At 67.0% G+C, this 15,469-nt stretch carries 9 protein-coding genes and 2 pseudogenes; all 11 read left to right on the plus strand.

Going from position 1 to position 15,469, the window contains the following annotated elements:
• Positions 1–56 precede the first annotated feature (56 nt).
• The 11 genes and pseudogenes from mobF to GNZ21_RS01830 all read left to right on the plus strand — a co-directional run bounded on the left by mobF (position 57) and on the right by GNZ21_RS01830 (position 15,467).
• Positions 57–3,557: a MobF family relaxase gene (mobF, locus tag GNZ21_RS01780; RefSeq protein ID WP_157320847.1), complete on the plus strand. Its 3,501-nt coding sequence runs from the start codon at positions 57–59 to the stop codon at positions 3,555–3,557.
• Positions 3,558–3,568: 11 nt separating this feature from the next.
• A pseudogene (locus GNZ21_RS01785) lies at positions 3,569–4,613 on the plus strand (ISL3 family transposase); the annotation flags it as partial.
• Positions 4,614–4,910: 297 nt separating this feature from the next.
• On the plus strand, positions 4,911–5,978 hold the full coding sequence (locus GNZ21_RS01790) for an IS110 family RNA-guided transposase (protein WP_157320804.1): 1,068 nt from the start codon (positions 4,911–4,913) through the stop codon (positions 5,976–5,978).
• A gap of 259 nt (positions 5,979–6,237) precedes the next feature.
• A pseudogene (locus tag GNZ21_RS15635) lies at positions 6,238–6,597 on the plus strand (transposase); the annotation flags it as partial.
• A gap of 178 nt (positions 6,598–6,775) precedes the next feature.
• Positions 6,776–7,390: a DDE-type integrase/transposase/recombinase gene (locus tag GNZ21_RS01800; RefSeq protein ID WP_157320805.1), complete on the plus strand. Its 615-nt coding sequence runs from the start codon at positions 6,776–6,778 to the stop codon at positions 7,388–7,390.
• A gap of 163 nt (positions 7,391–7,553) precedes the next feature.
• Positions 7,554–7,694: a thiomuracin/GE37468 family thiazolyl RiPP peptide gene (locus GNZ21_RS15790; protein ID WP_268234812.1), complete on the plus strand. Its 141-nt coding sequence runs from the start codon at positions 7,554–7,556 to the stop codon at positions 7,692–7,694.
• Positions 7,695–7,786: 92 nt separating this feature from the next.
• On the plus strand, positions 7,787–10,447 hold the full coding sequence (locus GNZ21_RS01810) for a hypothetical protein (RefSeq protein ID WP_157320807.1): 2,661 nt from the start codon (positions 7,787–7,789) through the stop codon (positions 10,445–10,447).
• On the plus strand, positions 10,444–11,367 hold the full coding sequence (locus tag GNZ21_RS01815; RefSeq protein ID WP_157320808.1) for a lantibiotic dehydratase C-terminal domain-containing protein: 924 nt from the start codon (positions 10,444–10,446) through the stop codon (positions 11,365–11,367). The genes GNZ21_RS01810 and GNZ21_RS01815 overlap by 4 nt, the downstream gene beginning before the upstream one ends.
• Positions 11,368–11,369: 2 nt before the next feature.
• Entirely contained in the window at positions 11,370–12,428 is a 1,059-nt protein-coding gene (locus tag GNZ21_RS01820) for a lantibiotic dehydratase C-terminal domain-containing protein (protein ID WP_157320809.1), read from the plus strand.
• 103 nt (positions 12,429–12,531) lie between these two features.
• A complete protein-coding gene (locus GNZ21_RS01825) occupies positions 12,532–13,821 on the plus strand; it encodes a SagB/ThcOx family dehydrogenase (RefSeq protein ID WP_157320810.1) in 1,290 nt (429 codons plus the stop codon).
• Positions 13,818–15,467 (plus strand): hypothetical protein, encoded by a 1,650-nt coding sequence (locus tag GNZ21_RS01830; protein ID WP_157320811.1) that lies wholly within the window; start codon positions 13,818–13,820, stop codon positions 15,465–15,467. Before GNZ21_RS01825 ends, GNZ21_RS01830 begins: the two co-directional genes overlap by 4 nt.
• The last annotated feature ends 2 nt before the right edge of the window (positions 15,468–15,469 follow it).

The following is a 15,469-nucleotide window of genomic DNA, read 5'->3' on the forward strand; positions in this document are numbered from 1 at the left end:
GAATCCTGTGTACTCGTTCGGCGTACCTGCAGAGCGTGACGGTCTCGATCAGGGTGATGACGGCTGGGCAGGGCTACCGGTACCTGCTCAACAGCGTCGTCGTGGGTGATGGGGACCGTGACGCCGCGACCGCGTTGACGAGGTACTACGAGCAGACAGGCACGCCTCCCGGACGCTGGTACGGGTCCGGCCTCGCAGGTCTCGAGCAGCCGATCGAGCCGGGCACCGACGTGAGTGAGGCGCAGTTGAAACGTCTCCTCGGGCATGGGCAGGACCCCACCACCGGTGAGCAGCTTGGTCGGCCCTACCGGTCGTTCTCGACCGAGTCCGAGCGTGTCACGGCACGCCTGAAGGAACTGCCCGAGTCGCTTTCCGCCTCAGAGCGGGAGAAGCACGCGGCGCTGATCCAGGCAGAGGAAGCTGCGAAGCCCTCGGTGGCGCCGACGGCGGGCTTCGACTTGACGTTCTCGGTGCCAAAGTCGGTGTCGACGCTGTGGGCAGTCTCGGATGCGGGCACGCAGTCGCTGATTGCGCAGGCGCATCACGCGGCGATATCCGATGTGCTCGAGATCATCGAGCGCGATGTTGCGATGACTCGTGTCGGCGCGGCTGGTCCGAGGGGCGCGGTCGCGCAGGTCGAGGTGCGCGGTGTACTCGCCGCAGCGTACGACCACTACGACTCCAGGTCCTCGGACCCGCAGCTGCACACGCATCTGGTGATCGCCAACCGGGTCCAGGCTGCCCGGGATGGGAAGTGGCGCACCCTGGACTCCCGCGCGCTGCATAACGCCGTCACCGGCCTTTCAGAGCACTACAACGCCGTCTTGTCCGATCATCTCGTACGCGCGCTTGCCGCAAGGTGGGAGGCCAGGGAACGGGGCCCGGGACGGTCGACGGCGTGGGAGATCGCCGGTGTCCCGCAGGAGCTCATGGATGCCTTCTCCTCCCGCACCCGAGATATCGAGGACGCGAAGGAGCGCCTCGTCGAAGAGTATGTGGCCAAGCACGGGCGCCAGCCCTCGAAGAAGGTGCTGTGGCAGATCCGCCAACAGGCCACTCTCGAAACCCGCCCTGCCAAGGAGAGCCACTCGCTCGCCGACCTGACTAACCGATGGCGACAGCGCGCGCAGCAGATGCTCGATCAGGATCCTGTCGCCTGGGCGACCAGCATGGTCGCAGAGGCCGAGGACGAACCCCTGTTGCGCACCGATGATCTCCCGCAAGACACCATCAAGGAACTCGCGGACATGGTGATCGACGCGGTGGGTGATCGCCGCTCGACGTGGCGGCGATGGAACCTGCACGCCGAAGCGGTCCGTCAGTCGATGCCGTGGCGGTTCGCATCCGCCGAGGACCGCACCCAGATCGTCGGCCTCATCACCGACGCAGCCGAACGCGCCTCCCTCGCACTCACCCCGCCGGAACTCGCCTCCACACCGACACGATTCCGTCGCAGCGATGGCTCGAGCGCATTCCGCCCCCGCCACGCGACCGTCTATTCCTCCGAGCACGTGCTCGCAGCCGAGGACCGTCTACTGACCGCCTCCCGCACCCGCACCGCACCGACGACGTCGCTAGCGCTCATTGAACACGCCGCCGCGACCCCACCCCGTCCCGACGGGCCAGTGCTCTCCCCGGATCAGGTCGAAGCCATCTCTCGCATCGGAGTCTCCGGACGGATCGTCGACACACTGATCGGCCCTGCAGGCGCGGGAAAGACCGCGACCATGCATGCGCTACGCCGGGCCTGGGAAGCCGAGCACGGCACCGGCTCCGTCATCGGCCTTGCCCCCTCGGCAGCGGCCGCAGCCGTGCTGGCCGAAGACCTGCAGATCAATACCGAGAACACAGCCAAGTGGCGCCACGAACACGCGCACGGCACCTGGAACCTGACGCCCGGCCAGCTGGTCATCGTCGATGAGGCAAGCCTCGCCGGGACCCTCGCCCTCGATGAGATCGCCACCCACGCAGCAGAGGTCGGAGCGAAACTCCTGCTGGTCGGCGACCCGCAGCAGCTCTCCGCTGTTGACGCCGGTGGCGCGCTCGGTCTCCTGGTCCGCGACCGCCCCGACGCACCCCGACTCGCGGAGCTGCACCGGTTCCGCCACGACTGGGAGAAGAAGGCTTCGCTGGCGTTGCGAACGGGTAAGACAGACGCGATCGATACCTACATCGGCCAGGACCGGGTCCATGGCGGCGACTACGAAAAGATCCTTGAACAGGCCTACCTCGCCTGGCGGACCGATCGGGACAACGGGAAGACCTCCCTGCTCATCGCCGAGACCCTCGAGACCGTCTCCGCGCTCAACGCCCGCGCCCGTTCTGACCGCATCGCCTCCGGTCACGTCACCGACGAACCTGGTGTGAGCCTCCATGACGGGAACCAGGCCTCCAAAGGTGACGTGGTGGTCACGCGGAAGAACGACCGTCGGCTCGCGCTCGGCCGGGGGTGGGTGAAAAACGGTGACCGGTGGATTGTCACCGGCACTCGGGAGGACGGGTCCGTCACGGTTCGTCGAGAGCACTCGAAGTGGCGCACCGCCATGATTCTGCCTGCCGACTACGTCTCTGAGTATCTCGAGCTCGCCTACGCCACGACCGCGCACCGCGCTCAGGGCGCCACTGTCGATACGGCGCACGCAATCGTGCATTCCCCGGAGATGACAAGGGAGAGCCTGTACGTGTCGATGACCCGGGGCCGGAAAGCCAACCACGTCTATGTCGCCCTCGACCAGGCCCACCTTGAGGAGCACCAGCTCCGTGAGGACCTCATGATGAGCGCCCGGTCCGTGCTCTACGGGATCCTGCAGCACGAGGGCGCTGAGATCTCCGCACACGAGACGATCCTCCGCGAACACGAGGACGCCTCTTCGATCGGGCAACTTGTCGGCGAGTACGAGACCATCGCTGTCGAAGCCCAAACCCGCCGCTGGGTCACCTTGCTCGCCGAAGCCGGGCTCACCACCGAACAGCTCACCGGGCTCATTGATGCCGACAGCTTCGGTGTGCTCTCCGCCGAGCTGCGCCGCCTCGAAGCGGTCGGCCACAACGTCGACCAGCTCCTGGCCACCGTCACCCGCGCAGGTCGGCTCGACGACGTGGAGGACATCGGCTCGCTTCTGCGTTATCGCCTCACCCGGCTCGCCGACCGGTTTACCCCTGCACAGCCGGCCCGGCCCGGTCTCATCGCTGGACTCATCCCACGCGCCTACGGCACTCTCAACCCCGATGACCGGCAGGCCCTCGATGAGCGCGAAGACCTCATCGAACAGCGTGCCCGCGAACTCGTCACCCGAGCACGCAGCCAGCAGGAGCCCTGGATCCAGCAGCTGCCCGAGCCCCAAGACCTGGACCAAGAACACGCACTCGTCGTGGTCGCCGCCTACCGAGATCGCTGGCAGGTCACCGGGAGCGACCCTCTCGGGCCCGCCCCGGACGATGACACGCAGCGTCTCGACTATGAACGCGCCGCCACCCATCTGGCCACCTTCACCATCGACGACGAACACCAGGCCGGACGCGCGCGCACCGTGGACCGAGAAGGCCCGACCAGATAACCCACTTTCGATGTCGCACCGGGAAGACGTGGCGGCAGGACACCACGGCGGCTGCGGCGCCGCGGGCGAAGATCTCCCGCGGTGGGCTGAGCTGGGCGCTGACGGCGATCGTGGTCGACCATCTCACCGTCTCGCGTGCGGCCGCCGGTCTCGGCGTGTCCTGGCATACTGCGAACAGCGCGATCATCGCCGAGGGGAAGCGGCGTCTGATCGACGCTCCGGGCCGGTTCAACGGGGTCACCACGATCGGCGTCGACGAGCACGTCTGGCGGCACACCTGGCTGGGTGACAAGTACGTCACGGTGATCATCGACCTCACCCGGCGCGGAAACCGGCCCCGCCAGGCTGCTGGACATGGTCGAGGGGCGCTCGAAGGCTGTCTTTAAGCAGTGGCTCGCGGGTCGCCCGCAGGCGTGGCGGGACGGGATCGAGGTGGTCGCTATGGACGGGTTCACCGGGTTCAAGACCGCGACCGCGGAAGAACTGCCCGACGCGGTCCCCGTCATGGACCCGTTCCACGTCGTCCGCCTCGCCGGCGACGCACTGGACCGCTGTCGGCAACGCGTCCAGCAGGACACCCTCGGGCACCGCGGCAGAGCCGGCGACCCGCTCTACCGTGCCCGGCGCACCCTCCACACCGACGCCAGCCTGCTCACCGACAAGCAGACCGCCCGTCTTGAGGCGGTGTTCGCCAGGGAAGAGCATGTCGAGGTCGAAGCGACTTGGGGCATCTATCAGCGCACCGTCGCCGCCTACCGGGAACCCGACAAGAACAGGGCGAAGCAGCTGATGCGGGATGTGATCGACGCCATCAGCAGCGGCGTCCCCGCCGCGCTGATCGAGATCCGCAGACTCGGCCGCACCCTCAAGCAACGCGCCGTCGACGTGCTCGCGTTCTTCGACCGACCGGGCACCAGCAACAGCCCAACGGAGGCGATCAACGGGCGGCTCGAGCACCTGCGCGGCTCCGCCCTTGGATTCCGCAACCTCACGAACTATGTCGCGAGATCGCTGCTCGAAGCCGGAGGATTCAGACCCCACCTACACCCTCTGTGAGTCTTGGTAGTGGCTAGTCTGGGACTGGCTGGCAGGGTAGGTACTGGTCGTTCCGTCCTGTGGTTGTGGCTCATACACCCTTTGGCCCAGTATTGGTGCCTCGCAGATGACATGTCCACCCACCAGGCGGTCGGCCGGTACCTGTCCGGCCCACCTCGGTAACTTAATCAGAAGGCTGTCCGCCTCAGACGGGCGTGACTCATCACAGAGCTGTTCCGAAGTGACCTCTTCCCGGATTGGGCACCGGCCCTCAGCGGCCATGACCATATGTCCCGATAGAGGAAGGCTGCGACCGCTATGACTATCGTCGCGCATTCACGCTCGTTTGTCGTCGGCGTCGATACCCACGCCCGCAACCACGTCTACGCCATCGTCGCCACGACCGGCGAACTGCTCGATACCCGCGAGTTCCCGAGCACCAAAGCGGGCATCAACCGCGCGATCTCCTGGACCGCACGCAGGACCGGTGGCGATGCCGACACACTGTGGGTGATCGAGGGCGCCGCCACCTACGGGGCCGTGCTCACCAGCGCCGTCACTGCTCAGGGGTACGAGGCTGCCGAGGCCGCACGGATGAACGCTCGAGCCCACCGTGGTGTGGGGAAGTCCGATGCGCTCGATGCCCACCGGATCGCTGCCGCTGTCCTCCCGCTGCGCGAGGATCAACTGCGTCGGCCCCGCCTGAACGAGGGCGTCCGGCAGGCATTGCGGGTGCTCGTGTCTGCTCGGGAGACGATGACCGATGAGCGCACCCGGATGGTAAACACGCTGACCGCGCTGCTGCGCGCCAACAACCTCGGTCTTGACGCTCGCAGGTCATTGACTGGCACCCAGATCACCGAGGTGTCCCGGTGGCGTTCTCGCGACGAACCCCTCGCGCTGTCTGTGGCCCGCGCCGAGGCGATCCGGCTGGCTCAGCACATCATCGAGCTCGATGACACCCTCGCTGTGAACCTCGCCCAGATCAGAGAGCTCGTCGCCGTCAGCGAGGCCGGTCCACTACTCGAGGAGAAAGGATTCGGGCCGGTCACCGCGGCGATCTGCCTCACCACCTGGTCACATCCCGACCGGGTGCGCTCCGAGGCCGCGTTCGCATCCCTGGCGGGCGTGAATCCGATCCCCGCCTCTTCGGGGAACATGGTCCGGCACCGCCTCAACCGGGGCGGGGATCGGCGCTTGAACAAGGCACTGCACATGGTATCGATCAACCGTATGGCCCACGACCCAGAGACCCGCGCTTACGTCGAGAAACGATCCGCTGAAGGACGCACGGTCAAAGAGATCCGCCGCTGCATCAAGCGCTACCTCGCGAGGCGGGTCTATCGAACACTCAACGCCCTGACCCCGACAGCGAGCACCACTTGACATCTATAGAAGGGTCATCTGCGATGAGCCGGTTTACTCGGAAGTGTGCACTGTCGACGCTCGGATCGTTCCTGCGCGAGTTCCGGTTCGGGCATGTCCGCCAACTCGACGACGTCGCCTCCCGCGTCCTTCAGAATCTCGCCGCTGACGCGTCGCTGCTAAAGGGGGAGACCGGTTCGCCGAAAGGAGCCGCTAAGATCGTCCGCGACGCTCTCGCGGCCCTCCACCGCCTGCAGCCCACCAGCAGTGCCCAGCCGTTGCTGCGGCGGACCAAATCCACCAGGCGCACGCGATCATCTAACAGGTTCACGCCGATCTGAAGGGCGGACCGTTCGCTCATCTCCCCTCTGGGGTGTTCACCGCGAACAGCGCCTGGCTCATCCTCGCGGTGATCGCGTTCAACCTCACCCGCGCTGCCGGACTCATCGCGAACCGCACAGCTCGGCTCGCCAAGCCCACAACCGCGACCATCCGCCGCACCCTCGTCTCAATACCGGCGCGACTGGCACGATCCGCGGGTCGCATCACGTTACACCTGTCCGAAACCTGGTCTTGGCGGGACGCGTTCGGACAGCTCTTCACGGCAACGCATGCGCCACCACCGGCAGCGGCCAGCTAAACAACGCCGCGACTGCGGCACGACCGAGAACCCAGTGGACGACCGGGATGAGACGCCCGGAACGCACCCTTGCCCACGGCGCATCACTTCACGCCGATAGCACCAACCCCATCACCCGAAGGCCCGTCGGTGGATCGAGGCTAAACGACTCCGCGGTGTCGTAATAGCTGACGCCCTCGTGAGCCGGAAGTTCTCCCGGCCACATCCGCATGAGGGCTGGGTCACGGACATCACACAACACCGCACGCGCGAAAGCTGGCTCTACTGCGCCGCCGTTCTCGACATCTACAGTCGTCGGCTGGTCGGCTGGTCGATCGACTCCAAGCAAGACGCCGCGCTTCTCGTCAACGCGCTCGATATGGCCATCCAGAGTCATCGTCCAGAGCCAGGAGTGATAGTTCACGCGGACCACGGAACGCAACGCACGTCTTGGCACTTTGGGGAGAAGGTCCGCTCCGTCAGGCTTCTGCCCTCGTTCGGGACAGCCGGGCGACGGGTTCGACAAAGCAATGATGAAAAGTTTTTGTCATCGATGCAGATCGAACTTCTGAACCGGAATAAATGGAAAATAATAGTCGAAATTGTAAACGCGATCTTCGAATACTTCGAGACCTTCCACCACCCCCAGTGCCGAAACTCCGCCGTCGGCTACCGCGCGCCGATCGAATACGAGACACTCACATCAACAACATTCCCGCCGCGAATGGGCGACCGTGACTGGAGCCAATTTCGTGGGGCAAGGGAAGATGTCGTCTATCCTTGCAGCAGACCCCTACCACAAGTGTTGCCGTGAAACCACCCTTGACATGATCCACAGGCGTCAAAAGACTGTAGAGCAGGCGGGCAGCCGCTCGTCGCGAAGCGTCGTTGGTCGGGGAGACCCCTGGCTAGCGGCGCCGGATAATCGCTAGATAGGACGGATCACCATGGAACGCACAGACAACTTCGACCTCCCGATGGACGTCTTCGAGCTCGAGGACCAGGGCATGGACGTTAAGTCCCTGACTGCTGGTCATGGCATGACCGAGGTTGGCGCCTCGACCAACTGCTTCTGCTACCCCTGTTGCTCCTGCTCCGCTCCGTCGAGCAGCGCCTGACCCAATGCGGTGGGGTGGGCACCTAGCGCCCACCCCACCGTCCTGGTTTCGTTCCCGTCCCTCTCGGGGCCGACGACTGAAGGACCCCGTAGATGACCATTCCCCAGCTCGATGGCCGTCCGTTGCCCAGGTATGACACCGGCGAGCCCGCTGCGCACGACGAAGTTCTCGACGTCCGCGTAGCCGCCCTGCCAGCCGGGGTTCTCCGACAGCTGCGCTTTACCGATACCCGCTCCGCGCTCGAAGCCCGAGTTCGTACCCGCTCCACGCTCGAACAATGCACAAGTTCGGCTGATGCAGCCCTCTACGCGGCGATCGGAGCCTCCACCACGCCAAGTGAACTGGCGAAGGAGTTCCTACGAGCCAAGCGGGCACTGGGCCGCGGGCGAACCCCTTCCGCCGAGGCCATGGCCGGGTTCCCGGGCCCGGTGGCCGAGGCGCTGCAGCGGGTCACCGCAGCGCAGGCGGACTATGAAGAGGCCAATGCACACCTTGAGGTCGCGTTCTCCGCCGACCGCGACCGTACCCAGCGCTTGCTCGCTTCCCTAGCCGAGGATCCACTTTTGCGCACCGGCATTCTTCAATCGGCCCCCACCCTCGAGGCCCTCATGGACACCGCCAAATGGCCTGAGTATCTTTGTTCGGACAAACGCGCGACCCGTATGGCCCAATTTGTCCACCGCGCAACTGCTAAGACCAGCCCCTTCTCGACCTTTACCTACACCGGGCGATCCGGGGCCGCGGAGGACCCGACAGCAGTTTCCTTGCCCGGGCCGGATTCCGTACGGCTGGTTCGCCAGCTTGACGGCAAGATTTGGGCCCTACTTATGCAGGACCTGCGCAGCCGCGACGCACTCGCAGCCATGTGGCCGGTCCGCCCGAACCCCTCCCTGGTCTGGCTCCCTTCTTTGTCTCGGGCTGCGTTGCTGGGCCCGCCGCCACAAGAGCAGCTGCGGATGTTGCCGGAGCACCCTGCGCTGCGGGCAGTCCTCGCTGGCCCCCCGGAGCCTGTGCTCCCGGAGGTCTGGACCCAGCGCCTCGCGCGGGATCTCGGCTTAGAGGCTGACGACAACGGGCTCGTGTCCATGCTGTTGCGCGCCGGTGCCCTTCAGCCGGAGGACCCGGTGTCAGAACACGGGGACCGCCCCGTCGGCGACCTCGTGCACTGGCTTGAGCACCATGAACTAGCCGCGATCGTGCCCTGGTTCCCGGTCCTGGCCCGGCTTGCCGAGCTACTTGAGCCGAGCCCGACGCCCACGGACGCGTCGACGCTGCGCGCCGAGCGTCGTGCGCTCGACCAAACCGCCGCGGACCTTCTGGCAGCCCTGGGTCACAAACCGGCCGAGCTTGGTGCCGATCTCAAACCGGTGCACGAGTCGGCTGTCCTCGACCGTCCCCTCCTGCTGCCTAGCACCCCCACTGTCGAGGACTTAGACGTCATAGGCACCGCCCGGTCCTGGTTATCGGTGCTCGACATAAAATGGCCGGGCCGACTGGCGGTCTCCGCTTACGCCGAGACCCTGTTGCCGACGAAGGGATCGCTGCCGCTACTCGAGCTCTATAGGTCCGTCCACCAGGAGCTGCGCCAGGGGACGGGCCCGCTCGCGGCACACTTGCGCACCTGGTTCGCCACCATACCCCGCCAGCCCGGCCCGGACACCCCCGCCACCGAGCTCACCGCCACGTTGCAAAGGCTGCACGATGAGCGGCGACGCGGGACCGAGCTCGTCGACCGCTGCACCGACGAAGAACAGCAGATTGCGCGCATCCCCTTGGAGCTCGTAAAGGAGCAACTGCGTGTGCGACCCGAACTGCTACGCTCTGGTGCACCGGCGGCCGCCTACATTCAGGCCACACAGGCCGCCGGCAGCCGGTGGGTTATCAACGTCCTGCACGGCGGCCACGGCCGCGGCCGCGCCCGGACGGACCATCTCATGCGCTGTGCCGGACTCAACCCCATTCCCCTACACCCCGTCCATCCGACCCGCCCCTCCGGAGCGGTCGCGGCCGAGTGGACTGGCACCCACGGGTCCTCACTCAACGCCCGGCGTCCAACGCTGCCCACAGCGCTGGACTACCCGCACACCACCGGACCCGGTGCCGGGCAGCACCGAATTCCGGTGGGCCACCTGCACGTGCGCCGCGGCGCCATTCCAGGTCTCCTCGAACTCATCGATGTCCGCGACGGCACGGTACTGGCCCCCGCCCACATTGGCATGCTAGCCGACTACCAGTTGCCACCGCTGGCCCGGTTCGTTGAACGCGTCTTCGGTGACGCTTACCTATTGCACCCCAGCAACCCGCCCTTCGCCTCCGACCTACCTTTGAACCGCCTCACAGGCATCACCCGCTTGCCCCGGGTGCAGGTCGACGACATCATCGTCCAGCGTCGGCGCTTTGTGGTGCCCGCTGCGCTGCTTCCGCAACCGAACCCGGCTCAGTCCGGAGCCGCCTACCTTGAGGAGCTATGCGACTGGTTCGCCGAGCACGGGCTGCCGTCCACTTCGTACGTGCGGGCCTGGGGTGAGGATCTGCGCGGAGACAAGGTCAAGTCCCGCAAACCTATGCTGCTCAACCTTGACTCGTGGTGGACCGTCTCGGAGCTAGTGCGCCACAGCGGCGGGGCTAAGTTTGTGGTGCTTGACGAGGCGCTGCCTGACCCTTACCTTCACGACCCGGCCAGGCCGGTCACCGAGCTACTTGCCGAAGTCCCCCCGCACCAGCCAGACAACGAAGGAACCCCCGCCCCATGAGCACCTACCCGACGTCTCCTGGCTCGGAATACACTTGGCTGTCTCTGCATCTGCGCTGCGATGGAGATACTGACGAGTTCCTCCGCGCCGCCGTTCTCGATATCGCCGAGGAGCTCATAGCGCGCGCCCCCGGCACCTCCTGGTTCTACTTACGCTACTGGGAGGGCGGCCCACACGTGCGGTTGCGACTGTTCCTGCCCACCGACGAGCACGCCACCGCCCGGCGCGCCGTCCGCGAACGCGCCGAGGCCTGGCTGGCCGACAACAACCCCGGCTACGAGACGCCTGAGATCTATTACGACCAGATCGCCGCGCAGCTGGCCGCCCGCGAAGGACGAGACCGGCCCGTGCTGAGATGGCAGCCGCACGGCCGGGTCTGGGAGCAGAGCTACGAGCCGGAGACCGCCAAGTACGGCTCCGGAGCTTCCTTGCACGCCTACGAGCGCCACTTCCAGGATTCCTCCGCCCTCGCCGCTCGTGTCCTGCGCCAACGCCCGGGCCCGACCCAGGTCCTTTCCCTGGCCGTGGCACTCCTATTGACAGGTTGGACGCGCCCGGACCTCGGTCCGGGCATACAGTCCCATGACGAGCTAGTCAGCCGATGGGGCTCGGTCCAGCCCCTGGACCACCGCCGACCCGCCCAGGTCCGCCCAGAGCTGCTTACCGAACTGCTGGAGCGAGCCCGGGCAGGTGCCGACGCCTGGTCGCGTTCGTGGCGAGACTCCCTCGACCGGTTGCTAGACACCCTCACTGACGAGGGCGTCTCCCCTGAGCAGCGTCGCACCGGTACCGACATCTGCCACCACCTGTTGTGCAACCGACTGGGATTGACCCTCGAGCAGGAACTGGCCGTGCGCCACAGCGCCTGGGCCGCCCTTTCCTCGAGCGCCGTGGCCCCGGACTTGGAGGCGCTCTCGTGAGCATGGCGAAGTATCCGTGGTGGGAACTGGCCCTGGTGCGCTGGGGCGGGGAACACGCCCAGGTCGTGGCGCACGTGGTCGCCCCGCTGCTCGGCCAAAACGTCCTTGACGGTCGGCCCACCTACGTTGATACGGACTGGTGGCAGGGTCCGCACGTGTCCGTGTGTTTCCCCGCCTCACCGGAGGAGGCACAGACCCTGTGCACCTCAGGCTTGGTGGCCCGGGCACAGGAGCTGCTGACCTCCCTCGGCCCGGGCCCGGAGACCAATCCGGCGCAGCACCAGGACCTGCATGAACGGCTGGCCCGCTATGAGCGTCGCCCCGGACCGCTCGAGCCCTGGTTGCCCGATGGACAGGCTCTGTTGCGCCCCCTCCCCCCGCGTGAGGACGGCGGCGGCAGCGAGCTCGACCTCACGGTCCAGCAGGCGCACACCGCTCTGCGGGAGGCCGAACTTGACCTCTTCGCCCAGATCGCCAGGGGCGAGTTGCGCGTTGAGGCCCACGCACTGGACCTGCTAGCCAGCGTCGCCACCCGCTTCACAGACTCCGACCTGCGTGCCACCTACCCATCTTTTGCTTCCCACGCCGAGGCCTACCTCGCCACGGACGCTACACCCGGCACCCGTGAGCGCTGGGACGAGGCCTACGCCCGTCACCAGCCGTCTTTGGTGCGCCTGCTCGAGCAGCGCATCCACCAAACGACGGAAGGCACCCTGCCTGCCAACGTCGCTGCGGTCACGGACGTCTTCGCCGCAGTCGCCGACAGCACCGACCCGCTGGCGCTCTTCGGCGGAAGCGCTCTGCCCGCATCCACCGGCGCGTTTTCCTCCTCCGAGTTCCACACGGAACTGAGCCATAACCACGGGTGGCAGAACGCGGTCCGCTACAACGCGTGGTTCGCCCGGTACCGGCTCGTTGTCAACCTCGCCTACCGGCACCTGAGCAAGCTCGGCCTGAGTCCGCACCACCGCTTTTACACTTGCCATCTGCTTACCCGCGCTGCGCAGGACTTAACCCGCACCACCGCCTCCGATGTCCTGAAGGGCCTCTCCCGTGCCTGAGACTGCTAACGTCCCCCAGCCCTTGCCCCCTGCTCTATCCCCGGCCTCGCTACGCCTGGGCCTCGCCCCGGGTGTCTGGCTCGCCCGCTCCGCCGATCGAGCCATGCTCGTGCGGTGGCCACATCACCGGACCCTGGACCGGTGGGACGCGACCACCGAAGATCTGCTCACCCGCCTCGGCAGCCCCGAGGGCGTCGAGGTCGACCCCGGCCTGCTAGACGGCGGACCCGCACTGCCAGGCACACACCTTCCCGATGAGCTGCTCGACGACGGCTGGCTCACCCTCACCGTCGTCAGCGGCTTCGAACCCGTGTTCACCGTCCTTCCCCGTCGCCAGCCCCCGCAGCGACCGCTTCCCCCCGTTTCGGAGCCGCGTTTGTCCCGGCACGCCGTGCTTGTGCCTGCGGACAGCGGCTGGCACCTTGAGGCGCCGCACTCCTGGTGCGACCTCCTCTTTCCGAATCTCGAGCAGCTCCACCGATGCCTCGAAACCTCGGGACGCACCAGCCTCGAGGAGCAAGTCCTGCTGTGGGGCGGGGCCCTGGTCGAACCCCGCGAGGAGCAGGAGCGCCTCAGTCACCGCCAGTGGTCCGCCCACGAGTTGTGGTTCCACGAGCGCTCCCGCCGATATGGCCGCGAGCGTGGCTTCGGGGGCACGTTCTGGGCCCGCGACATCTTCCCGCCCCCGCCGCTGCAGCCCGCGGAAGCTCCAGCTGTGACCGTCCGCTTCGCCGCCGCGGACCTCGAAGCCCTCGGTGCTCGCTCTCTGAGCTTGCACCGGGCCCTCGAAGACCGCCGCTCAATCCGCCGCCATGACGACGATGCGCCTCTGGACCGGGACCGTCTCGGCGAGTTCCTCTACCGCACCGCCCGGTTGCGGCTTGTACAAGAAGTAGAAGGCGTGGATTACGGCAGCAAGCCCTACCCCTCTGGCGGATCGGTCTACGAGACCGAGATCTATCTACTTGTCCGCCACGTGCGGGACCTCGCGCCAGGGCTGTGGCGTTACGACCCCACCGAGCATGGGCTCGCCCCCGTCCGGGAGGGACTCGAGCACCCGGACGTCGCGGCACTTCTGCGCGAAGCTGCCCACTCTTCGACCGTTGATGCCCTCCCGCAGGTGACCTTGCTCATGGCACCGCGCTTTGGCCGTATCCTGTGGAAGTACGAGCAGATGGGCTACGCCGTGATGCTCAAGCACATCGGTGTGCTCATGCAGACCATGTATCTCGTCGCCACCGACATGGGCCTGGCTGCCTGCGCAATCGGCAGCGGAGACAGCGACCTCTTCTCGCGCGCTACCGGGCTCGATCCTCTGGAATGCACCAGCGTTGGGGAGTTCCTCCTTGGCACCCCGCATCCCGACGAGCGCTTTCAGGAGCGTCCCGCATGAGCGCCGAGACACTGCAGTGGTCCACGACCGCAATCGTCACTACTCACGACTGGGGCATACTAGTCCACGACGAGGGCGGTGCCCATCAGCTCAAGGGTGCTGGTCTCGGCCCCCCGGTGGACTGGCTGCGATCCCGGCTGAGATCACCGATCCCCAGGGAGGAACTGCTTGCCTCTCTACCCTTGGCTGCGCACGACCGGATGCGCCGACTGCTCGACGCCCTGACTACCCACGGTGCCGTCGTTGCCACGCCCACGGACACGGCACAGTCCGAGGCACCCACCGTGTGGCTGGCCCACGGTGAGCACCCCGCTGCCGCCGCGCTTGCCCGACAGCTGAGTGGCCGGCTGGTGGGCCGCATCGCGAGCCCCGCCGTCGGTGAATGGATGGAACCGGAGTGCGTGGACGGCACGGTCTGCAACGGCACGGATCCCCGGACGGTGAGCGGCTTCCGGGTGATCATCACCGGAGAGGAGCTGTGGTTGGGGCTATTCCCGGGACCTGAGGCCCAGCACCGCGCCGCTGCGGCCGAGCTACTCCGTCACGTGCAGCGTGCCGGTGCCGGGACGACCCCGGACCCTGCCGACTGCCCCTGGGAAGCGTGGGTGCCGTGGCTGTCACGGACCTTGCTCGTCGGGGCCGTCGAAACCCCCCATCGGTACCGATGCGTCCGGCTCAGTTGGATGCCCTACCGCTTGGACGAGCACCGGCTCGTGCTCGACGGTTCCGCTCCTGCCGAAGCGAACACGCCGGCACCTTCCGCCCCGGATCAGCTGCCGGAAGACCCCGCGGACCCGCTGGTGCTCTCGCGCCGCTGCGCCCCGCTCGTTGACGACGTCACCAGCCCTCTGGGGGTGCCCACTGAGAGTGGCCTGCAACAGCTGCCCCTGCAGCTCTCCGCCTGTCGGGTGCGTCTGGCCGATGGATCGGTCCGCACAGTGACCGGCCACGGATGGACCCTGGAGGAGGCCCGCGGAAGGGCCGTCGGAGCGGCCGTGCTCGAACACGGTCGCTCCTGGCTAACCCCGGAAGTCTCAGCCCACCCGTACAACGACACAGTGCCATCGGATTCCGACGCCCCGGTACAGCTTCACCGCACGGACGTCGAACGCCTGCTGGCCAAGGGGCACGGGGCCGCCGCCCACGGGGCCACCGCCGCCGACAGCGTCCGCGCTGCGGCCGTGCGCGTCGCTGCCGACCTCACTCTGCAGCAGGGCTGGGGCTCGTGGCGCGCTGCCACCCTGTCGTCCGCCACCCCCGGGGCGGATCTGCTCGCCCTCCACCAGGACCGCACCCAGCTACTGGTCGCCACCGGGCTGCCCTTCACTCTGGCAGCATTACAGGTGTCTCCCGGCACAGTAGTCGCGGGCGTCTCGACGCATGACGAGCAAGACGCGGTAAAGGAAGCGGTCATCCAGGCGCTGCTCTACCACCAGGCGCAGGACCTGGGCAATGAAGCTGCCGCGCCCCGCACCTGGGCAATCCCCGCTCCCGGTAGCGGATCACACCCTCGGGTCGCCCCAGACCTCGACGCCGTCATGAGTGAACACGGCACTGCCGTGGTCATTCCCCTGCATGGTGGTCCGACCATCGATGCCGCGCTACCGCACCGCTCCCTCGTCCTTCTCGTCCCCAGAGGTGCCTGATT

This window comes from Nesterenkonia alkaliphila, assembly GCF_009758175.1.
Taxonomy (GTDB): Bacteria; Actinomycetota; Actinomycetes; order Actinomycetales; family Micrococcaceae; genus Nesterenkonia; species Nesterenkonia alkaliphila.